The organism is Microlunatus panaciterrae (assembly GCF_016907535.1).
Classification (GTDB): Bacteria; Actinomycetota; Actinomycetes; order Propionibacteriales; family Propionibacteriaceae; genus Microlunatus; species Microlunatus panaciterrae.
Genome location: NZ_JAFBCF010000001.1, coordinates 3,448,960 through 3,469,846, shown reverse-complemented (window position 1 = coordinate 3,469,846; position 20,887 = coordinate 3,448,960). Strand labels below are relative to the sequence as shown.

Genomic DNA, 20,887 nt, shown 5'->3' with positions numbered 1-20,887 from the left:
GTCGACTCTCTACCGGCAATGCGGCGTCAGGACACCTGCCCCTTCACCATCGACACCACCATGGACGCGAAGTCCTTGTTGAGCTGTGTCAGGTCGCTGCCCTTGTCGAAGTACACCGTCCCGACCACCGCCAGGCCGTCCGCGGACCGGATCGACACCAGTGAGGTGACCTGGATCTGGGCTGACCCCTGCGACGTTGCCACGGTCACCATCATCGAGCAGGCGGCGGCCTTGACCTTGCTGTTGCCGAGGTCGCGGGCCTTCGCCTCGCCCAGCTTCGGGTCGCTGTACTTCGCCGACAGCTGCTTGTGGTAGTCAGTGCACACCTGCTCCGGCGTCGCCGTGGCCTGCAGCTGCGCCTGCTGACCGACGAACACGTCGCGTCCGTTGCTCAGCTGGGCCAGGTTCGGCTTCTTGCTCTTCAGGTCCCAACCGGCCGCCGGGGTCAACGTGATGTTGTTGCCCAGGTCGATCGACTCGCCCGGCGGCTGCTGCTCCTGCGAGGCACTGGGCGACGGTTGGTCCGTCGTCGTCGACGGCGACGGGGTCGGGTTGTCCGGCGGACTGGACGTCGTCGGGCCGGAGGATGGGGTGGTCTGCTGCCCCGGCGTGATGGTGACCGTGGGTCGGTCCTTGCCGTTGGTCAGGGCGATCACGATCCCACCGACCGCAGCCAACAGCACGACCGCTGCCACCACGATGCCGATGATCATCGCGTTGCTCTTCTTCTTCGGCGCCCCACCGGGGCCGGTCGGGCCGCCGGGACCCTGTCCACCACCGAAGCCACCCTGACCGCCCCCGAGGCCCTGACCGGTCCCGAACTGCTGCGGCGGTCCCTGGTAGCCACCCTGCGGGTAGCCGGCCGGCTGGCTGTACCCCTGCCCTGGCTGCCCCGGCTGCTGCGGCTGCTGCGGATAGCCCGGCTGCGGCTGCGGCGGGTACCCGCCCGGCCCCTGCGGTGGGTAACCGCCTGGGCCCTGCGGCGGGTAGCCACCCTGCCCCTGCGGTGGTCCCTGAGGTGGGTAGCCGCCCGGCTGAGGGCCCCACTGGCCCGGGTCCTGGCTCATGCCCGGCCCTCCTCGTCATTGCGGAACGTGTCCTGAGCGGTGTCCTCGGCCGCTGTGTGCGGCTGTGCTGTCGGGGTGCTGGGCTGTTCGGACCCCACAGTCGGTGGCGGCTGCTGGGCGAGGGTGTCCTCGGCAGCTCCGGCCGTACCGGCAGCGTGCGCCCCGGCTGGGCCGGCTCCCGTAGCTGCCAGCACCTTGACCCGGTGGGACTTGGGGGTGACCCGGACGGCCGTACCGCACGCGTTGCAGAAGGCTGCGTGCTCCAGCAGCGGCATCTCGCACTGGGCACAGAACTGCAGCTCGCCGGCGGCACCGAGGCCGCCCTGGCGGGCCGACCGCTCCAGCGCCGCCTCCATCAGCCCCACATGCAGCACGTTGCGGATTCTCAGGATCAGGATGCCGAGGATGATGATGCCCCAGAGGATGCTCAGGAAGATGCCGGTGGCCGAGTTCGACACGAACGAGAACAGGTAGGCACCTGCCTGGTAGGCGATGTTGGCCACGATCGCCTCGGCCAGCCCACGGTAGTAGCGCGGCGTGAAGCCGTCGTAGCCCTTGCCCAGGCCTGAGTATTCGGCGCAGGCGATACCGGTCGCTGTACCGAACAGCAGCGGCTTGACGAAGCCCTCGAGGAAGATCAACGAGACCCACTGACCGGGGTCCTGTGCCACCAGGCCACCGGTGAGCAGGTCCCAGTGCTTGACCAGGGTGTCGAAGGTGGCGTACGCCACGCCGGAGATGACACCGAAGGTCAGGCCATCCATCAGGTCGTCGAACTCGGGCCGGCTGGCGAGGATGATCGGGCCGACCTGCTTGATCGCCTCGCCGATGATCGGCACCAGCAGGGCCATGATCAGGAAGCCTCCGATGGTGGGGGCCGAGATGGTCTCCCCACCCAGCCCGGTGATCGGAACGGCGTTGCCGGCGAGCATCCGCCAGACGATGGTGAAGGCGATGGTGAGTGCCCCGGTGAGGACGAAGGCCAGCGCCGTCACCGGAATGGGCTCGTCCTCCCAGAGGTTCACGTCGTAGATGTAGACGATGTAGACCACCGGGATGGCGAAGGCAGCCACCAGCACGGCGATCGGCATGGCGCCGAAGATCGCCGCCAGCAGGGCGACGGTCAACGCGATGACCAGGGCGACCCGGTAGGTCTGCGGGCGCTGTCCGACCCCGCGCGGCATGATCGTCGAGATCAGTGCAAACGAAGCAACCGGCTCGTCCGGTTTGACAGCAAACGACTTCCGTCGCGCCAAGTCCGGGGATCGCATGTCCTGCCCACAGATCTGGCAGAAGTGCGCCACCTCCGGCATCTCAGCCCGACAACGTGGGCATTCCAACGCCAACCTCCTTGATCAAGTCGGGGCGGAAGACACCCGACGCCACTTAGGGTCCCGTATCACAGGGTCGCCCGCAAACACCATTGACAACGTTGTGATCACGTTTTCGCAAAGCCCTCGCCGGTGGCCGGGCTGCGGAGGCTGGCCCACAGCTCGGCCACCCGGCGCTCGAGCCGGGACGGGGAGCCGTTGTTGTCGATCACCACATCGGCGACCGCGAGCCGCTGCTGCCTGGACGCCTGGGCGGCGATCCTGGCGCCGGCCTGTTCGGCCGAGAGACCCCCGCGCTCCAGCAGCCTGGCGAGCTGCACCTCAGGATCCACGTCCACGACCACGACCAGGTCGAAGCCGTCCTGTTGACCGGTTTCCACCAGCAGGGGGATCACGTGCACTACGACGGCATCGACCGGCGCCTGCCGCTCCAGCTCGGCCGCGCGGTGCCGGACCGCCGGGTGGATGATCTTCTCCAGGTCGCGTCGAGCCGCGGCGTCGCTGAAGATGATCTTGCCCAGTGCGGCCCGGTCCAGGGCCCCGTCGGCGAGCACTGCTGGCCCGAACCGCTCGACCACCGCAGCCAGCCCCGGGGTGCCGGGTGCCACCACCTCTCTGGCCAGCAGGTCAGCGTCGATGATCACCGCACCGTGGCGGTGCAGCAGCTCCGACACCGCTGTCTTGCCCGAGGCGATGCCCCCTGTCAGTCCGACCCTCAGCATGGGGCTCAGTATCCCGGAAACGACGAGACCTCCCACCCGCAGGTGAGAGGTCTCGTCGTCGTTCGTGCTGCCGGTGGGCCGCTCGGCTCAGTTGCCGCCGGTGAGCTTGTCCCGCAGCGCCTGCAGAGCCTCGTCGGAGGCCAGCGAACCCTCGGGTGCCTGCGGCGTCCCGGTGGCAGCCGCCGGCTCGCTGCCTGCGGTGCTGGCGGACGAGTAGGAGGAACCTTCGGCAGCCGCGCCTTCGGCTGCCTCGGCCTCTTCCACCTGCTTCTTGTGCGCCTCCCAGCGAGCGTGCGCCTCGGCGTACTGCTGCTCCCAGGCGGCGCGCTGCTCGTCGTAGCCCTCGAGCCACTCGCCCGTCTCCGGGTCGAAGCCCTCCGGGTAGAGGTAGTTGCCCTGGTCGTCGTAGGACGCGCTCATGCCGTACAGGGTCGGGTCGAAGTCCTCGGCTCCGGCGTCGACACCCTCGTTGGCCTGCTTCAGCGACAGCGAGATCCGGCGGCGCTCCAGGTCGATGTCGATGATCTTGACCATCACATCGTCGTTCACCTGGACGACCTGCTCCGGGATCTCGACGTGACGCTCGGCGAGCTCGGAGACGTGCACCAGACCCTCGATGCCCTCCTCGACCCGCACGAAAGCACCGAACGGAACCAGCTTGGTGACCTTACCGGGCACGATCTGGCCGATCTGGTGGGTGCGGGCGAATGCCTGCCACGGATCTTCCTGAGTGGCCTTGAGCGACAGCGAGACGCGCTCGCGGTCCATGTCGACATCGAGCACCTCGACGGTGACCTCGGTGCCGACCTCGACAACCTCGCTCGGGTGGTCGATGTGCTTCCAGGACAGCTCGGAGACGTGCACCAGGCCGTCGACGCCGCCAAGATCGACGAACGCGCCGAAGTTGACGATGGAGGACACGACGCCCTTGCGGATCTGGCCCTTCTGCAGCTGGGTGAGGAAGTTCTGCCGCACCTCGGACTGCGTCTGCTCCAGCCAGGCCCGCCGGGACAGCACCACGTTGTTGCGGTTCTTGTCCAGCTCGATGATCTTCGCCTCGAGCTCCATTCCGACGTACGGCTGGAGGTCGCGGACCCGGCGCATCTCGACCAGTGAGGCGGGCAGGAAGCCGCGCAGACCGATGTCGATGATCAGGCCGCCCTTGACGACCTCGATGACATGGCCGGTGACGACCCCGTCCTCTTCCTTGATCTTCTCGATCGTCCCCCAGGCGCGCTCGTACTGAGCCCGCTTCTTGGAGAGGATCAGCCGACCTTCCTTGTCCTCCTTCTGCTGGACCAGGGCCTCGATCTCATCGCCCACGCTGACCACGTCGAACGGGTCAACGTCGTGCTTGATGGAGAGTTCCTTGGAGGGGATCACACCCTCGGTCTTGTAGCCGATGTCGAGGAGGACCTCGTCACGGTCGACCTTGACGACGGTGCCGGTGACGATGTCACCGTCGTTGAAGTACTTGATGGTTGCGTCGATAGCCTCGAGAAAGGCTTCGGGCGATCCGAAGTCGTCGATTGCGACCTGCGGTGGTGCCTCAAGGGAGGACGTCATGTAGTAGGGCTCCGATAGTGGGATTACGGTTGGGTTGCACGCCGTAGCCCGGTCCGTAGGTGCCGAGGAATCAACGGAGGTTCTTCAAACCCGGTGCTGACAAGCGTTCGACTCGTACGAGCGTGACCTACTCTGTCCGAAGTCACGCAGGCCACAGCGCCCACCCAGACTACCGAGTCGGGCGAATGAGGGTCAATTTCGGCCAGATAACGGTCCAGGCCCCTGCCGGCAGCCGCTCAGTGGGCGGCCTCGTGCCAGGACCGGCCGGTGCCGACCGAGACGTCCAGCGCAACCGTCATCTCTGCCGCGTGTCCCATCTGCTCGCGGACCAGCTCCTCCAGGGCGGCCGCCTCACCCGGGGCGGCCTCGAACACCAGCTCGTCGTGCACCTGGAGCAGCATCCGGCTGCGCATCCCGGCGGCGTCGATCGCGCGCTCCACCTTGAGCATGGCCACCTTGATGATGTCGGCCGCGGATCCCTGGATGGGGGCGTTCAGGGCCATCCGCTCGGCCATCTCCCGGCGCTGCCGGTTGTCGCTGTTCAGGTCCGGCAGATAGCGCCGCCGACCGAGCATGGTCTCGGTGTACTGGGTCCGGCGGGCCTCCGCCACCAGGGACCGGAGGTAGTCGCGGACCCCGCCGAAGCGCTCGAAGTACTCGTCCATCAGTCCCTTGGCCTCGGACACCTCGATCCCCAGCTGCTGGCTCAGACCGTAGGCGCTGAGGCCGTAGGCCAGGCCGTAGTTCATCGCCTTGATCTTCGCCCGCTGCGCCGTGTCCACCTGGTCGGCGGGGACGCCGAAGACCCTGGCCGCCATCACGGTGTGGAAGTCCTCGCCCGAGCGGAACGCCTCGATCAGCCCGGCGTCGGCGCTGGCATGAGCCATGATCCGCATCTCGATCTGGGAGTAGTCGGCGGTCAGCAGCGACTCGAAGCCCTCGCCGACGACGAACGCCTCCCGGATCCGGCGCCCCTCCTCGGTCCGGATCGGGATGTTCTGCAGGTTCGGGTCGGTGCTGGACAGTCGCCCGGTGGCGGCGATGGTCTGCACGTAGGTGGTGTGGATCCGGCCGTCGTCGGCGACCGACTTGAGCAGGCCCTCGACGGTCTGGCGCAGCCGGATCGCGTCGCGGTGGATCAGCATCTGCTCCAGGAACGGATGCCCGGTCTTGACGTAGAGCTGCTGCAGCGCCTCGGCGTCGGTGGTGTAGCCGGTCCGCGTCTTGCGGGTCTTCGGCATCCCCAGCTCGTCGAAGAGCACCACCTGCAGCTGCTTCGGCGACCCCAGGTTGATCTGCTTGCCGAGCACCCGGAACGCCTCGTCGGCGGCGCGGTTGACCGTCGAGTCGAACTCGGACTCCAACTGGTGCAGGTGGTCCAGGTCGATGGCGACGCCGGTCTTCTCCATCCGCGCCAGGGTGCGCACCAGCGGCAGCTCCACGTCCCGCAGCAGCGCCGTCTCGTTCCGCTCCTCGATGCCGGCGTCCAGCGCCTCGGCGAGGTCGATCACGGCTCGGGCCCGGACCATCGCCGCCTCGGCCGCCACCTTGGCGCCGGAGTCATCGTCGCCGAAGTCGAGGGCGAGCTGGTCCTGGGTGGCCGGGACCCCGGCCGTCTCCACCCGGAGCTCCCGCTTCAGGTAGCGGACGGTGAGGTCGGCCAGGTCGAAGGTGCGCTGGTCGGGCCGGGTCAGGTAGGCGGCCAGCTGGGTGTCGGAGGTGATCCCCAGCAGGTCCCAGCCCCGGGCCCAGGCGGCCAGCAGCGGTCCCTTGGTGTCGTGCAGCGCCTTGGGCCGGGTGGGGTCGGCCAGCCAGGCGGCCAGCGCGTTCTCGTCCTCGGGGCCGAGCTCGGTCACCTCGACGTAGGCGGCGGCGCCGTCGGCGGCCGCCAGCGCGAGCGCGCCGATGTCACCGGTCCCCGACCCCCAGTGGCCGATGACGTCGACGCCGGTCCGCGCGCCGGCGGCGTGCCGCTGCAGCCATCCGGGCAGCTCCCCTGCGGCCAGGATCTGCCCGGTCACCTCGAACCCGCCCTCCGGCTGCGGCTCCTCGTTGGGCAGGGTCTCCAGCAGCCGGTCCCGCAGCACCCGGAACTCCAGGCCGTCGAAGAGCTGGTGGACCGCCTCACGGTCCCAGTCCCGGCGGAGGAAGTCGTCGACGGTGAACGGCAGCTCGAGGTCGAGCACCAGGGCGTTGACCTGCCGGTTGCGGCGGACGTCGTCGAGCCGCTCCCGGAGGGCCTCGCCGGCCTTGCCCTTGATCTCGCCGGCCGACACCAGCAGGTGCTCCAGACCGTCGAACTGCTCCAGCCACTTGGCCGCCGTCTTCGGCCCCACCCCGGGCACGCCGGGCAGGTTGTCGCTGCTCTCCCCCACCAGTGCTGCCAGGTCGGGGTAACGCCGGGGGGTGACCAGGTATTTCTCCTGCACGGCAGCCGGAGTCATCCGGGCCAGGTCGGAGACGCCCTTGCGCGGGTACAACACGGTGACCCGGTCCGAGACCAGCTGCAGCGCGTCCCGGTCGCCGGTGCAGATCAGCACGTCCATGTCGGCTGCGGCTGCCCGGGTGGCGAGCGTGCCGATGATGTCGTCGGCCTCGAACCCCTCCTTCTCCAGGTGCACGATGTTGAGGGCGGTCAGTACCTCCTTGATCAGGTCGACCTGGCCGCGGAACTCGTCCGGCGCCTTGGAGCGGTTCGCCTTGTACTCGGTGTAGACCTCCGACCGGAAGGTCTGTCGGGAGACGTCGAAGGCGACCGCGAGATGGGTCGGCCGCTCATCCCGGAGCACGTTGATCAGCATCGAGGTGAAGCCGTAGACGGCGTTGGTGTGCTGTCCGGTGGTGGTGGAGAAGTTCTCCACCGGCAGCGCGAAGAACGCCCGGTAGGCCACCGAGTGCCCATCGATCAAGAGCAGCTTGGGACGTTCGGTCGACCCGTCCGCGGTCGCGGTGCTGGGGCTGGCGGTCGGCGGCTTCTTGACGGTCGGCACAGCTCAGACTCTATCCGCGACCTCAGACAGCCCACCGCCACCGTCCGGCCGGGCACCTATGCTGACGCTCATGACGACCGACCTGCCGGAGTGGTTCCTCAACGTCCGCAGCGCGCTGGACGAGAAGATGGGGCTTGAGGTGCTCGAGCTGTCCGCCGAACGGGTGGTCGGCCGGATGCCGGTCCAGGGCAACACCCAGCCGATGGGCCTATGGCACGGGGGCGCCTCCTGCGTGCTGGCGGAGACGCTGGCGTCGATCGGCGCCGCCAGCCACGCGCTGCCGGACCGGCTCGCCTTCGGTGTCGACATCAACGCCACCCACCACCGTTCGGTGGCCGAGGGCTGGGTCACCGGCACGGCGACGGCGCTGCGGCTCGGCCGTACGGTGGTCAGCTACGACGTGGCGCTGACCGACGACACCGGTGAGCGGATCGCGACAGCCCGGGTCACCTGTCAGCTGGCACCGGCCCGGGCTACGCCGGTCGACCTGCTGGCCGGCGCCCAGCGAGCTCAGTCCTCACCCAGGTAGGCCTTGCGGACCGCCTCGTCGACCAGCAGGTTTCTGCCGGTGTTCTCGAGCACGATCCTGCCGACCTCCAGCACGTAGCCGTAGTCGGCGAGCGACAGCGCCGCCTGCGCGTTCTGTTCCACCAGCAGGATGGTGACACCCTCGGACTTGAGCTCGACGATGGTGGACATGATCCGCTGCATCATCAGCGGCGAGAGCCCCATCGACGGCTCGTCCAGCATCAGCAGCTTCGGTCGGCTCATCATCGCCCGGCCGATCGCCAGCATCTGCTGCTCGCCCCCGGAGAAGGTACCGGCGGGTTGGGCCCGCCGCGCCTCGAGGATGTCGAACAGGGCGAACACCCGCGCCAGGTCCTTGGCTATCCCCGCCTTGTCCCGGCGGGCGAAGGCGCCCAGCCGCAGGTTGTCCTCGACCGTCAGCCGCGGGAAGATCCGCCGCCCCTCGGGCGACTGCGCCAGACCGCGGGTCAGCACCTCGTGTGCGGGGACGCCGTCGATCCGCTTCCCGTCGAACCAGATCTCGCCGGACTCGGGCCGCAGCAGGCCGGAGATGGTCTTCAGCGTGGTCGTCTTGCCGGCACCGTTGGTGCCCACCAGGGTGACCACCTGGCCCTGCTCGACCTTGAAGGTGATCCCCTTGACGGCGCGGACCCGGCCGTAGGCGACCTTCAGGTCCTTGACCTCAAGCATGGCGGTCCCCCTCATCCGGTGCGGGCCTCCCGGTCGGCTCCGGTGCGGTCCTACCGCCGGTCGGATCCGGGCCGGTCGTTGCGGCGGCCGGTTCCTCGGCCGGCCCGGTGCCGATGTAGGCCTCGATCACCCGCGGGTCCGACTGCACCTCGGCCGGTGTCCCCTCGATCAACGCCTTGCCCTGCACCAGGCACAGCACCCGGTCGCAGAGGTTGAAGATGAACCGCATGTCGTGCTCGATCACCACCACAGCGAGGCCGGAGTCGCGAATCTTGAAGATCAACTGCTCCGCCTGCCGGGTCTCCTGCGGGTTCATCCCCGCCGTCGGCTCGTCCAGCAGCACGAGCTTCGGTTCGGTCGCGAGCGCCCGGGCGATCTCCAGCCGGCGCTGGTCACCGTAGGAGAGGTTGCGGGCGAGATGGTCGGTGACCGTGCTGAGCCCGACGAAGTCGAGCAGCTCCTGCGCCCGAGCCCGGGTCTCGCGCTCCTCCCGGCGGAACTTGGGGCCGCGGATGATGGAGGTGAAGGCCCCGGAGCTGGTCCGGCAGTAGCGTCCGACCATCACGTTCTCCAGCGCCGTCATGTTGCCGAACAGTCTGATGTTCTGGAAGGTCCGGGCCATCCCGGCCTTGACCACCTTGCGAGGCTTGGGTGGCAGCACCGCCCCGTCGAAGACGACCCGGCCGGTGGTCGGCAGATAGAGCCCGGTCAGGCAGTTGAAGAAGGTCGTCTTGCCGGCGCCGTTCGGACCGATCAGTCCGACGATCTCACCCGGGTTGACGTGGAAGTTGACCGAGTCGACCGCCACCAGGCCGCCGAACCGCATAGTGACGTTCTCCACCGTCAGCAGAGCCTGCGTGTCGGCCTCGGCCTGCGTCATCGCCCCACCCCCTTCATCGAGTCGTCCCCTTCGTCGCGGCACGGACCTCCAGCTCGTCCTCGATCCGCTCGGCGAGCTCCTCGTCCTCCTCGTGGAACTCCAGCGCCCGGCGACGGCTGGCCACCAGACCCTCCGGTCGGAACCGCATCATCAGGACCAGCAGCAGGCCGAAGATCAGCAGCCGGTACTCGTTCACGAACCGCAGCTTCTCCGGCATCAGCTTCAGCAGGGTCGCACCGACCAGTACCCCGAGGACGGTGCCCATGCCGCCCAGCACGATCGCGGCCAGCAGGAAGGCCGACTCCAGGAAGATGTACTGGTCGGGGGTGACGCTGATGTCCTGGTGTGCCTTGATGGAGCCGGCCACCCCGGCCAGGAAGGCGCCGCCGGCGAAGGCGAACACCTTCAGGCCGAACACGTTCACGCCCATCGCCTCGGCGGCCTTCTCATCCTCACGGATGGCCACCCAGCCGCGGCCGATGCGGCTGTTGTTCAACCGGGTGAAGACGAGGATGAACAGCCCGACCATCACCAGCAGCAGGAAGTAGTAGTTGGAGAACCGGCCGAGCTCCAGGCCGAGGACCGTGTGTCGTTGGCCGAAGTCGTACCCGAACAGGACGAGATCGGGGACGGCCGGGATCCCGTTGGACCCACGGGTGAGCAGCGGCCCGTCGGTGCCGTCCAGGTTGTTCATCGAGATCCGGAAGATCTCACCGAAGGCGAGCGTAACGATGGCCAGGTAGTCACCGGAGACTCGCAGGGTCGGCGAGCCGATGATCAGGCCGAGGGTGGCGGAGATGCAGGCGCTGATCAGCACCACCACGATGAACGGGGGGTGCCAGCCGACGGTGGAGAACGCCGACTCGGACAGAATCGCCGAGGTGAAGGCACCGGCACCGAGGAAGGCGATGTAGCCGAGGTCCAGCAGACCGGCCAGTCCGACCACGATGTTGAGGCCCATCGCGGTCCCGGCGAAGATCAGCACCTGGGTGGCGATGGACATGTTGGCGTCCGAGCCGCCCTGGGTGAACGGGAAGGCGAAGGCGACCACGAACGCTGCCAGGATCAGCACCTTGCGGTGCCGGGCCGACGCGGCCGACAGCCACTGCATCAGCCCGGAGCGGATCAGCACGGCGACGACAGTGGCGACGAAGGTGACGAAGGTGACGAACGCCCCGCCCCCGCTGAGGTTCAGCGCGAACGCCGCCGCCAGCATGGCGGCGCCGACCGTCAACGCGATCAGCAGGATCTCCAGCCACTGCGGAGCCTGGGCCGCCGCGATCGTCGGAGCACGGTCGGCCGCCATCAGCCGGGTCCCGACGAACGAGGCGGCGCCACCGGCCAGCGCGACCCAGCCGCCGTACATCACGTTGACCAGACCGCCCAGCTCCAGGGCGATGCTGACCAGCACCAGCAGCAGGAACACCAGGGCGCCGGTGGAGGCCGCCTTCGCCGCCCGGACCCAGCCGAGCCGGTGCCGGAACCGGCCGACCCCGATCAGCCGGGGAACCAGCAGAGCGGCCAGCACCAGCACGCCGAGCGCGAGGCCGCAGAACTGCAGCGGCGACGGGCCGCCGAGGAAGGTCATGTCGTCCAGTGCCGCCGACCCGTAGGCCCAGGGCAGGTAGGCGGAACCGATCAGGACCACGGCGCCGACCAGGCCGACGAGCCGGCCGGTGGTGTGGGAGCGGAGCTGCTGTTCGCGGCTCAGCGTGGGGATCTTGATCATGCCCGGTCCACCACCCTCGCACCCAGCAGCCCTTGGGGCCTGAAGACCAGCACCAGAATCAGCAGAGCGAAGGCCCAGACGTCCTTCCAGGCCGAACCGCCGAACTGGCCGGGGATGAACGCCGTCGCCATCGACTCGATGACGCCGAGCACCAGGCCGCCGACGACGGCCCCGTTGATGTTGCCGATACCGCCGAGGACGGCGGCGGTGAAGGCCTTGAGCCCCGCCAGGAAGCCCATCTTGAAGTCGATGTTGGTGTAGCGGAGCCCGTGCGCCAGGCCGGCCACCGCCGCGAGCGCGGCGCCGACGGCGAACGCGACCATGATGATCTTGTCGACGTTGATGCCCATCAGCCGGGCCGTGTCCGGGTCCTGCGAGGTGGCCTGCATGGCGCGGCCCAGTCGGGTCTTGTTCACGAAGACGTAGAGGAAAATCCAGCAGATCACCAACGCGATCAGGGTGAAGAGCGCCGCTCGCTGGATGATGATGCCGCCCAGATCGATGGCCTCACCGGTCACCCCGTCGATCTGGGGGAACGGGATGGCCCGCTTGGCGTCAGGGAAGCCAGGGATCCGGCCGAAGAAGAGCCGGATGAACTCCTGCAGGAAGACCGAGATGCCGATCGCGGTGATCAACGGCGCCAGTCGCGGAGCGTTGCGCAGCGGCCGGTAGGCGAATCGCTCGGTCAGCAGGGCGACGGCGACGGCGACGGCCATCCCACCGATGAGCATGACGGGCAGCATCCACCAGGCGTGGATGTCGCTGCCGCTGCCCAGCACCAGCCAGGTGGCCAGCGCACCGAACGCCCCGATCATGAAGATCTCGCCGTGGGCGAAGTTGATCAGCTGGATGATTCCGTAGACCACTGTGTAGCCGACAGCGATCAGGGCGTAGAGAGCTCCGAGTGACAACCCGTTCACGAGCTGTTGGAGGAAGACGTCCATCAGGCCTCCGGTCGACGATGGTACGGGCACGGAGGTGGGGGCCGGCTGCTGCGCCCGCCCCCACTCCATTGGGCCTTCATGAAACTGCGATGCACCAATGATGCGCCACTGTCAGGCTCAGCGGGTCAGGTTACTTGAACTCGCCGGTCTTCTCTGCCGTCCACTTGCCGCCCTTGACCTTGTAGACCGTCAGGACCCGGGTGGTGGTGTCACCGAACTGGTCGAAGGCCACCTTGCCGGTCGCACCGTCGAAGGAGACCTTGCTCATCTCGGTGATGGTCGGCTCCAGCGCCGACTTCACATCCTTGGCGTCCTTGAGCGAGACCTTCAGTGCGTTGATGATGGCGTTGGCCGCGTCGTAGGAGTAGGCCCCATAAGCCGCATAGGGCTCGGAGTAACCGGCCTTCTGATAGGCGTCGACGAAGGCCTTGGCCGAGGCCAGCGAGTCGGTCGGCGCGCCAACGGAGGTAGCCAGGTCACCCTCGCTGGTCTTGCCGGCCAGCTGGATGTAGGCCGGGTCGTAGATGCCGTCGCCACCCATCAGCGGGACCTTGAGGCCGGCGGCCTTCATCTGCTGGCTGAGCGGACCTGCCTGCGGGTACTCACCGCCGTAGTAGACGGCCTTCGGCGAGGCGCCCTTGACCTTGCTGATCACCGAGGAGAAGTCCTTGTCGTCGGGGTTGATCGTCTCGGCAGCCAGCACCTTGCCGCCCATCTCCTTGTACGCCTTGGTGAAGGCCTCCACCAGGCCCTGACCGTAGGCCTTCTTGTCGTGGATCGTTGCCACCTCGGTGAAGCCGGCGTCATAGAGGTACTTGGCGGCGAACGGGCCCTGGATCAGGTCGTTGGTGCAGGTACGGAAGTAGTTCTTGTAGGCCCGCTTCGGGTTGCTGGCGGCGTCCGGGCCGCGGGTCAGTGCAGGTCCGGTGTTAGCCGGCGACACCTCGGTGATGTTGGCCGAGTTGAGGACCGGCTGCACCGCCTGGGCGACGGAGGAGTTCAGCGTTCCGACGACCCCGATCACCTCAGGATCGCCGGCCAGCTTGGTGGCTGCGTTCCGGCCGGTGTCGGGTTGTGCCTGGTCGTCCTCAGCGGCGATCTCGAGCTTCCAGCCCGGGATCGCGTTGGACTCGTTGGCCTGCTTGATGGCCAGGTCGACCGAGTTGCGGATGCCGAGCCCGAGCGCGGACAGGTCACCGGTCAACGGAGCGATCACGCCGATCTTGGCGACCTTGGCTTGGCTGGCGGCGGTGCCGCCGCCGCTGGTTTGGGTGCGGGTACCGCACGCGGACAAGGCCATAGTGGCAGCCAGCAGAGCGACCCCTGCTACGGCGAGCCTTCCTTTGAGCACGATTCCTCCTGTAGGTACTTGTCCAGCAGGTCGCGCCGAGGCAGCCGCGACCCTGCCCCGCGATGGCGGGCATGCTGCACACTACGTCGCCGGGCCAGGAGGATGGCTCAAAGCGCCACGCGTGTTGCCAACCTGTTACACGACCGCAAAGACGCGTCAGCCGGCGGCGCGGGCGTCACTTCTTCGAGGTGGACTTTCGCGCGCCGGACTTCTTCTCTCCAGCGCCGTGTTCGATGACGCCTTCGGCCACCTCACGCATCGACTTGCGCAGATCCATCGCCGTCTTCTGGATCCAGCGGAACGCCTCCGGCTCGGTCAGCCCGAGCCCGATCTGGAGCAGCCCCTTGGCCTTGTCCACCGCCTTGCGCGACTCGAGTCGTTCGTGCAGGTCGGCGACCTCCGCCTCCACCGCCTGGATCTCGGCGTAGCGGGCCATCGCGATCTCGATCGCCGGAACCAGGTCGGCCTTGCCGAACGGCTTCACCACATACGCCATCGCACCCGCCTCACGGGCCCGGTCCACCAGGTCGCGCTGGCTGAATGCCGTCAACATGACCACCGGCGCGATCCGGTCCGCGGCGATCCGCTCGGCTGCGCTGATGCCGTCCAGCTTGGGCATCTTGACGTCCATCACGACCAGATCCGGCCTCAGCTCCACAGCCAGCGCCACCGCCTGCTCACCGTCGCCGGCCTCGCCGACCACCTGGTAGCCCTCCTCGGTCAGCATCTCGACCAGGTCGAGCCGGATCAGCACCTCGTCCTCGGCCACCAGCACCCGCGTCGCCGTTGTCTCGTCGATGATCTGTGCGGCCGTCTCGGCTGCCGGCGCCGTTTCGGTCGCGTCGTTCTCGTTTGTCACGGGCTCACTCTAACGGTTCGCCGGAGCGGCCCGGTGACTCGGTGCGGCCGACCTCGAGCGGCATGGCTACAATGATCCGGCGCAGCGCGAAGGCAGCCGTCATCCTCCGGGTGGGTACGTCGTCGGGCAGCGCGCTGCACCTCTGCCGGGGTGGCGGAATGGTATACGCGGACGGCTCAAACCCGTCTGTTCGCAAGGACATAGGGGTTCGACTCCCCTCCTCGGCACCACACAGCCCGACCACCGGGCGCCATCCTCATGGGACAGGCTCCGGTTCACCGACGCCGGCCCGATCGGACAAGCGCCGGCGAGGACCTGGCTCAGAGCGGAGCGCCGACCCGTCGGACGCGGAGCAGGTTGGTGGCCCCGGCGACCCCAGGCGGGGACCCGGCGACGATCACGACCCGCTCGCCGGGCTGGATCAACCCGAGCTCGGTCAGCGACTTGTCGACCTGCCGCACCATCTCGTCGGTGTGGTCGACGGTGGGCACCAGGAACGACTCGACGCCCCAGCTCAGCGTCAGTACCGCCCGGGTCGCATCCTCCGGGGTGAAGGCGAGCAGCGGGATCGGCGACCGGAGCCGCGAGAGCCGGCGAGCGGAGTCGCCGGACTGGGTGAAGGCGACCAGGTACTTGGCGCCCACCCGTTCGGCCACCTCCGCAGCCGCCTTGGCGATCACGCCGCTGGTGGTGTGCGGGTCCCAGTCGATCGACTGGACCTGGTTGATGCCGTGCGACTCGGTGTTGTCCACGATCCGGGCCATCGTCTCGACGGTGACCACCGGGTAGGCGCCGACGCTCGTCTCACCGGACAGCATCACTGCGTCGGCGCCGTCCAGGACGGCGTTGGCGACGTCGGAGGCCTCGGCCCGGGTCGGCCGCGGGGCCGAGATCATGGACTCGAGCATCTGGGTGGCGACGATCACCGGCTTCGCCCAGCGGCGGGCCGCGGTGACGATCTTCTTCTGGACCAGTGGCACCTCCTCGAGCGGCAGCTCCACGCCCAGATCCCCGCGGGCCACCATGAAGGCGTCGAACGCGTCGATGATCTCGTCCAGGTTCTCGACCGCCTGCGGCTTCTCGATCTTGGCGATGACGGGGACGCGACGGCCCTCCTCGTCCATCACCTGGTGCACCATCTCGATGTCCCGACCGGACCGGACGAAGGACAGTGCGACCATGTCGACGCCGTTGCGGAGCGCCCAGCGGAGGTCGTCGATGTCCTTCTCGCTCATCGCCGGCACGCTGACCGCCACACCCGGAAGGTTGATGCCCTTGTTGTTGCTGACCGGGCCGCCCACAACCACCCTGGTCACGACATCGGTCTCGGTTACCCCCGTCGCCTCGAGAGCGATCCGGCCGTCGTCGATCAGGATCATGTCGCCGGCGCTCACGTCACCGGGCAGGCCCTTGTAGGTGGTGGAGCAGCGGTTCACGTCGCCGGAGATGTCGTCGACCGTGATCGTGAAGGTGGCGCCGTAGGTCAGCAGCACCTTGTCGTCGGCGAACCGACCGAGCCGGATCTTCGGGCCCTGCAGGTCGGCGAGCACCCCCACCGGCCGGCCGGCCGCCTTGGCTGCAGCCCGGACACTGTGCAGGTTCTTCTCATGGTCCGAATAGTCGCCGTGGCTCATATTGAGCCGGGCGACGTCCATCCCGGCATTGACCAGCTCCAACAGACGTTCGGGGGCCGATGAAGCCGGGCCGAGCGTGCAGACAATTTTGGCTCTTCGCACCCCACGACAGTAGCGAAGTCGGATGTGCTCTGGGAAACCACCGCCCTACTGGTCCGCTCGACCGCGCCGGTCAGCCGCCGCGGACGAGGTCCAGCGCCCGTCGCAGGTCCGGCGGGTAAGGGGACTCGAAGGTGACGTACTCGGACGTCCGCGGGTGGGTGAAGCCGAGCCGGACCGCGTGCAGCCACTGTCGTTCGAGTCCGAGTCGGGCCGCCAGCACGGGGTCGGCACCGTAGGTGGGGTCACCGATGCATGGGTGTCTGATCGCGGCCATGTGGACCCGGATCTGGTGCGTCCGGCCGGTCTCCAGCTTTACCTCGAGCAGGGTCGCGCCGACGAAGGCCTCCAGCGTCTGATAATGGGTGACGCTGTGCCGGCCGCCGGACATCACGGCCATCTTGTAGTCGGCACCCGGATGCCGCCCGATCGGCGCCTCGATCGTGCCGACGAACGGATCCGGATGGCCCTGCACCAGCGTGTGGTACGTCTTGTCCACGGTGCGCTGCTTGAAGGCGCGCTTGAGCATCGTGTACGCGTTCTCGCTCTTGGCAACCACCATCAACCCGGAGGTGCCGACATCGAGGCGTTGCACCACCCCCTGCCGCTCGGGCACACCCGAAGTGGAGATGCGGAAGCCTGCTCCGGCCAGGTGCCCGACCACCGACGGGCCGGACCAGCCGAGGCTCGGGTGGGCCGCAACACCCACCGGCTTGTCGACCACCACCAGGTCGTCGTCGTCGTAGATGATGTCGAGGCCTTCAACGACCTGCGGCACCACCGCCACCCCGTTGCCGGACTCCGGCATCGCGACCTCGAGCATCGCACCGGCGTTCACCCGGTCGGACTTCGCGACCTGTACCCCGTCCAGCTGGACCTGCCCGGCCGCGATCAGGTCGCTGCTCCGGGATCGGGAGAGGCCCAGCATCCGCGCCATCGCAGCGTCGACGCGCTCCCCCTCCAGGCCCTCGGGAATGAGCAGCACCTTGACATCGCTCACGGCTGCTCCGCCTCGGTCTGCGGAGACTCCGCGGCCGAGCCGGCAGACGGTTCCTTGGCCGGCCGGATGTAGCGTCGCCCGTCCAGGGTGACGTTGCGGACCACGGACAGGAACATGATGGCGACGGCGGCTGCGGTGATGCACATATCGGCGACATTGAAGATCGGCCACCTCGGCAGCTGGAGGAAGTCGACGACGTGACCGTGCAGGAACCCTGGATCGCGGAACAGCCGGTCGCCGAGATTGCCGGCCACCCCGGCGGTCAGCAGGCCGAGAGCAACGGACCAGCCGGCGTGCCCGATCTTCGGCACCAGGCGGACCAGGACGAACACCAGCACCAGGATCGAGAGGGCGGCGAACACCACGGTGTACTTCTCCCCCAGGCTGAACGCGGCTCCCGGGTTGCGGACCAGGTGCAGGTGCAGCAGACCGCCGAGCAGCCGGACCGGTCTGCTGCCGTCCAGGTAGGCCATCGCCAGAACCTTGGTGGCGATGTCCAGAACCAGGCCGGTCAGCGCCACCCCGGCGAACAGCAGTCGCAGCCCCCGCGGCGAGCGCCGGACGACCAGCGTGCTGTCGGCTATCGCCGTTCCTCGCGTTGCTTGCATGTCACGCACAGTGTCGCACGCGGAAACGCCTGCAGCCGCCCCTTGCCGATCGGCTGACCGCAGTTGTCGCAGCGGCCGTAGGTGCCGAGCTCGATGTGCCGCAGCGCCAGCCTGGACTGGTCCAGCATCTCCCTGGCGTTGTTGGCCAGCGACATTCCGTGGTCCCGCTCGAAGTTGGCCGAGCCCACATCGGCCGGGTCACGTCCCGCACCCTCGGTGCCGTCGCGCAGCAGCCCGACCAGCTCGGCCTCGGACGTCTCGATCTCCTTCTCCAGTCGTTCGATGTCCTCGACCAGCTCGGTCTTCACCTCATCCAGCTCGGCCGTGGTCCAGGGGTCCTCGCCGTCGCGAACGGGCAATGAGGCTGCGTCGACCGGGGTAGCGGTCTTGTCCGGAACGTGCTCCGGATGGGTAGGGGTCTTCTTCACCGACGGTGCTTCCTTTGTTCTGGTGTGGGCACGCGACTCTACCGCAGCCGCTGTCGGCGTTGCTCGGGTCACTGACTGTTGGGTGTCTGCTGCCTTCTTGGCAGCCGTCCTCGTTGCTGTCGTCTTCGTTGCTGTGGTCTTCGTTGCTGTGGTCTTCGTTGCTGTGGTCTTGGCTGCAGTGGTCTTGGCTGCTGCCGTCGTCTTGGCTGCCGTCGTCGCTGCTGCCGCGCTCTTCGCTGCCGTGCCAGCGGCGGAGCTCTTCTTGGCTGCAGCGGTCTTTCTGGCTGCGCTCGTCTTGGCGGTTGACTTGGTCACTGCCGTCTTCGGCGAAGTGTCCGTACTGGACTTCCGCACCGCCCTCGTCGTGGTTGTGCTCGACGTCGCCACGCTCTTCTTGGCGGGTGTCATGAAGCCCCCTCTGGCTGGTCGGAGTCTGGCTGATCCGACGTATCGCAGTGACAGTAGGGCCGAAATGTCGTTTCTTCAATGACCGGCGGGCAAAATTCAGACTTTCATCAGCCGAGGGAGCACAAAGGAAGAGCCTCAGATTCGGGGCTCTTCCCTCTGTTCGGATCTGTTTGTGCCTACCGCGTGCCGCTCTCGGTCAGTGCTGCTCGCCGAGCAGCGCATCCAGCCGGGGCGTGTTGCTGCCGGGCGAACCGCCACCGAGCGTCGGAGCGTCGTCGCGGTGCTCGTCCGGTCCGGCGCCCTGCTCCTCGGCAGGCCGGTCCTGGTCGGCGTGGGCCAGCTCGGGTACCTCGTCCGGCTCGGCCCGGCCCTGCCTGATCTCGTCCAGATGACCCTGCAGCTGCTGGGTCAGGTTGGTGCGGAAGGCGGCCTCGAACTGCCGCAGGTCGGCGACCGCCTGGCTCAGCTCGTCGCGCTGACGCTCCAGGTCGCTGAACATGTCGCGACGGCGGTTGGCGATCTCCTGGTCCAGCTGCTCGGAGCGACCCAGGGCATCGGCCTGCAGCCGCTCTGCGCTGACCCTCGCCTCGGACTCGACTCGTTCAGCGCGGGTACGCGCATCAGTGGTGACCTGATGAGCGGCGCGGTCCGCCTCCTCCTTGATCCGGTCGGCCTCTTCCTTGGCCTCGGCGACCAGCTGCTCGGCCTGGTTGGCGGAGAGCTCCACCAGCCGGACCACGGCTGCACTGGCCTCCTTGCTGGTGGTGACGACGATGGGTCCGCCGCCGGACGGTTCGCCCTGCTCCGCCTGGTAGACCGGGGCGGCCTGCGGGACGGCTGGCGCCGAGGACTTCAGCGACTCGACCTGCCGCTTCAGGTTCTGGTTCTCTTCGATCAGCTGAGCGAAGGTCTCCTCGACCTGGTCGACGAACTCGTCAACCTCCAGGACCTCATAGCCAGATTTGCGGGCCATGCGGAACCGCATGTTGCGCACATCGTCCAGCGACAGCGTCATCGTTCACCTCGGGTTTGGTAAGTGGAACTCAGGGGGTGGGCCACTGCCCATCTCGCCTACCGTACCGAATGTGGCTGCAGATGCCACATCCGCGGTCGCTGTGTCGACCCCACTGCCAGGCCGCGCCGCGTTCACCGGATCAGCGTGAAAGTCACCACCCGCATCAGGATGCTGACCAGGATGAACAGCGCCAGAAAGGCCAGATCGAGCATCATGTTGCCGACCCGAACCGGCGGCAGCACCTTACGGAGCAGCCGCAGTGGCGGATCGGTGATGGAGTAGATGATCTCGGCGAACACGAGCATCGGCCCGCGCGGCTCCCATTCGCGGACCAGCACCGGAATCCAGGAAAGGATCATCCGGGCGAAAAGGATCAACAGGAAGATCCACAGGACTCCGTTGAGGACTAACCCAGCAACTGCCACATTCACTCCGACTCAAATCAGCGCGTCGACAACGACCTGCCGACGACTTGGCTGGACGGAGTCAGCTCTGGTTGAAGAATCCGCCCGCAATCCGTTCCTTGTCCTCCGCTGTGACGTTCACATTTTGCGGCGACAGCAGGAACACCTTGCTTGTTACACGTTCGATAGTGCCACGCAGGCCAAAGATCAGGCCAGCGGCGAAGTCGACCAGGCGCTTGGCGTCCACGTCCTCCATCTCGGACAGATTCATGATCACCGGGACACCGTCGCGGAAGTGCTCACCGATCGTGCGCGCTTCGTTGTAGGTACGCGGATGCACGGTGATGATGCGGGACAAGTCAGCCTTCTGAGGGGTCACAGGAGCGGGCGGGGAGTGGACCGTGCTGCCGTTGGAGGGACGCCTGGTCTCGAGCGGCGTCACACTGGCGGGCCGATGCGATTCGGCGCCGACGAGGTCCTCCCGGCTGACGCTCTGGGTGGACTCCTGATCGGAGTCGTAGTCCTCGTAGTCAGCGTATCGATCGTCGGTGACCAAGCCCAACCATGCAGCCGCACGCTTCAATTTTTCGGCCATCTGTCCGCCTCGCCATCCTTCTGCTTCTCCCGGGTGCAC

Annotated in this window: 20 protein-coding genes and 1 tRNA gene; 3 read left to right on the top strand and 18 right to left on the bottom strand. The window is 67.8% G+C overall.

Features of this window, described 5'->3' with window-relative positions; genetic code table 11:
• Positions 1-26 precede the first annotated feature (26 nt).
• From JOE57_RS15815 to polA, 5 genes are all read right to left on the bottom strand, one after another.
• Complete coding sequence (locus JOE57_RS15815; RefSeq protein ID WP_204919509.1) at positions 27-1,067, bottom strand: hypothetical protein; 1,041 nt, start codon at positions 1,065-1,067, stop codon at positions 27-29.
• Positions 1,064-2,251 (bottom strand): PrsW family glutamic-type intramembrane protease, encoded by a 1,188-nt coding sequence (locus tag JOE57_RS15810; protein ID WP_239578975.1) that lies wholly within the window; start codon positions 2,249-2,251, stop codon positions 1,064-1,066. Before JOE57_RS15810 ends, JOE57_RS15815 begins: the two co-directional genes overlap by 4 nt.
• A 254-nt stretch (positions 2,252-2,505) precedes the next feature.
• A complete protein-coding gene (gene coaE, locus JOE57_RS15805) occupies positions 2,506-3,120 on the bottom strand; it encodes a dephospho-CoA kinase (RefSeq protein ID WP_204919505.1) in 615 nt (204 codons plus the stop codon).
• Positions 3,121-3,207: 87 nt separating this feature from the next.
• Positions 3,208-4,686, bottom strand: a complete 1,479-nt coding sequence (gene rpsA, locus JOE57_RS15800; RefSeq protein ID WP_204919503.1) for a 30S ribosomal protein S1 — start codon at positions 4,684-4,686, stop codon at positions 3,208-3,210.
• A gap of 236 nt (positions 4,687-4,922) precedes the next feature.
• Positions 4,923-7,676, bottom strand: a complete 2,754-nt coding sequence (gene polA, locus JOE57_RS15795) for a DNA polymerase I (RefSeq protein WP_204919501.1) — start codon at positions 7,674-7,676, stop codon at positions 4,923-4,925.
• Positions 7,677-7,746: 70 nt separating this feature from the next.
• Here polA and JOE57_RS15790 point away from each other — a divergent pair, with 70 nt between their 5' ends.
• Positions 7,747-8,205, top strand: a complete 459-nt coding sequence (locus tag JOE57_RS15790; protein ID WP_239578974.1) for a PaaI family thioesterase — start codon at positions 7,747-7,749, stop codon at positions 8,203-8,205.
• Here JOE57_RS15790 and JOE57_RS15785 read toward each other — a convergent pair.
• The 6 genes from JOE57_RS15785 to JOE57_RS15760 form a co-directional block, all read right to left on the bottom strand.
• Positions 8,187-8,894: an ABC transporter ATP-binding protein gene (locus tag JOE57_RS15785; protein WP_275588361.1), complete on the bottom strand. Its 708-nt coding sequence runs from the start codon at positions 8,892-8,894 to the stop codon at positions 8,187-8,189. The two genes, JOE57_RS15790 and JOE57_RS15785, sit on opposite strands and share 19 nt — an antisense overlap.
• Entirely contained in the window at positions 8,887-9,774 is an 888-nt protein-coding gene (locus JOE57_RS15780; protein WP_204919496.1) for an ABC transporter ATP-binding protein, read from the bottom strand. The genes JOE57_RS15785 and JOE57_RS15780 overlap by 8 nt, the downstream gene beginning before the upstream one ends.
• Positions 9,775-9,787: 13 nt before the next feature.
• On the bottom strand, positions 9,788-11,503 hold the full coding sequence (locus JOE57_RS15775; protein ID WP_204919494.1) for a branched-chain amino acid ABC transporter permease: 1,716 nt from the start codon (positions 11,501-11,503) through the stop codon (positions 9,788-9,790).
• Positions 11,500-12,447 carry a branched-chain amino acid ABC transporter permease gene (locus JOE57_RS15770; RefSeq protein ID WP_204919492.1) on the bottom strand — a complete coding sequence of 316 codons (948 nt, stop codon included), beginning with the start codon at positions 12,445-12,447 and terminating at the stop codon, positions 11,500-11,502. Before JOE57_RS15770 ends, JOE57_RS15775 begins: the two co-directional genes overlap by 4 nt.
• Before the next feature lie 130 nt (positions 12,448-12,577).
• Entirely contained in the window at positions 12,578-13,747 is a 1,170-nt protein-coding gene (locus JOE57_RS15765; RefSeq protein WP_204919490.1) for a branched-chain amino acid ABC transporter substrate-binding protein, read from the bottom strand.
• Between the two features lie 226 nt (positions 13,748-13,973).
• The gene (locus JOE57_RS15760) at positions 13,974-14,600 is read right to left on the bottom strand and encodes a response regulator (RefSeq protein WP_204920510.1); all 627 of its coding nucleotides are present in this window, start codon (positions 14,598-14,600) and stop codon (positions 13,974-13,976) included.
• A 201-nt stretch (positions 14,601-14,801) separates the two neighbouring features.
• On the opposite strand from JOE57_RS15760, the gene JOE57_RS15755 reads away from it, so the two are divergent.
• Positions 14,802-14,887: transfer RNA gene (locus JOE57_RS15755), tRNA-Leu, on the top strand.
• A gap of 90 nt (positions 14,888-14,977) precedes the next feature.
• Here JOE57_RS15755 and pyk read toward each other — a convergent pair.
• From pyk to JOE57_RS15735, 4 genes are all read right to left on the bottom strand, one after another.
• Positions 14,978-16,393 (bottom strand): pyruvate kinase, encoded by a 1,416-nt coding sequence (pyk, locus tag JOE57_RS15750; RefSeq protein WP_204919488.1) that lies wholly within the window; start codon positions 16,391-16,393, stop codon positions 14,978-14,980.
• Positions 16,394-16,463: 70 nt separating this feature from the next.
• Positions 16,464-17,390 carry an RluA family pseudouridine synthase gene (locus JOE57_RS15745; RefSeq protein ID WP_204919486.1) on the bottom strand — a complete coding sequence of 309 codons (927 nt, stop codon included), beginning with the start codon at positions 17,388-17,390 and terminating at the stop codon, positions 16,464-16,466.
• Entirely contained in the window at positions 17,387-17,998 is a 612-nt protein-coding gene (locus tag JOE57_RS15740) for a signal peptidase II (protein ID WP_239578973.1), read from the bottom strand. Before JOE57_RS15740 ends, JOE57_RS15745 begins: the two co-directional genes overlap by 4 nt.
• On the bottom strand, positions 17,971-18,426 hold the full coding sequence (locus JOE57_RS15735) for a TraR/DksA C4-type zinc finger protein (protein WP_204919484.1): 456 nt from the start codon (positions 18,424-18,426) through the stop codon (positions 17,971-17,973). Before JOE57_RS15735 ends, JOE57_RS15740 begins: the two co-directional genes overlap by 28 nt.
• 97 nt (positions 18,427-18,523) lie before the next feature.
• On the opposite strand from JOE57_RS15735, the gene JOE57_RS15730 reads away from it, so the two are divergent.
• Positions 18,524-18,916, top strand: a complete 393-nt coding sequence (locus JOE57_RS15730; protein ID WP_204919482.1) for a hypothetical protein — start codon at positions 18,524-18,526, stop codon at positions 18,914-18,916.
• A 114-nt stretch (positions 18,917-19,030) separates the two neighbouring features.
• On the opposite strand, the gene JOE57_RS15725 is transcribed toward JOE57_RS15730, so the two are convergent.
• The 3 genes from JOE57_RS15725 to JOE57_RS15715 all read right to left on the bottom strand — a co-directional run bounded on the left by JOE57_RS15725 (position 19,031) and on the right by JOE57_RS15715 (position 20,848).
• The gene (locus tag JOE57_RS15725) at positions 19,031-19,849 is read right to left on the bottom strand and encodes a DivIVA domain-containing protein (RefSeq protein ID WP_204919480.1); all 819 of its coding nucleotides are present in this window, start codon (positions 19,847-19,849) and stop codon (positions 19,031-19,033) included.
• Positions 19,850-19,980: 131 nt separating this feature from the next.
• Positions 19,981-20,274, bottom strand: a complete 294-nt coding sequence (locus JOE57_RS15720; RefSeq protein WP_204919478.1) for a YggT family protein — start codon at positions 20,272-20,274, stop codon at positions 19,981-19,983.
• 61 nt (positions 20,275-20,335) lie between these two features.
• A complete protein-coding gene (locus tag JOE57_RS15715; RefSeq protein WP_204919476.1) occupies positions 20,336-20,848 on the bottom strand; it encodes a cell division protein SepF in 513 nt (170 codons plus the stop codon).
• Positions 20,849-20,887 lie beyond the last annotated feature (39 nt).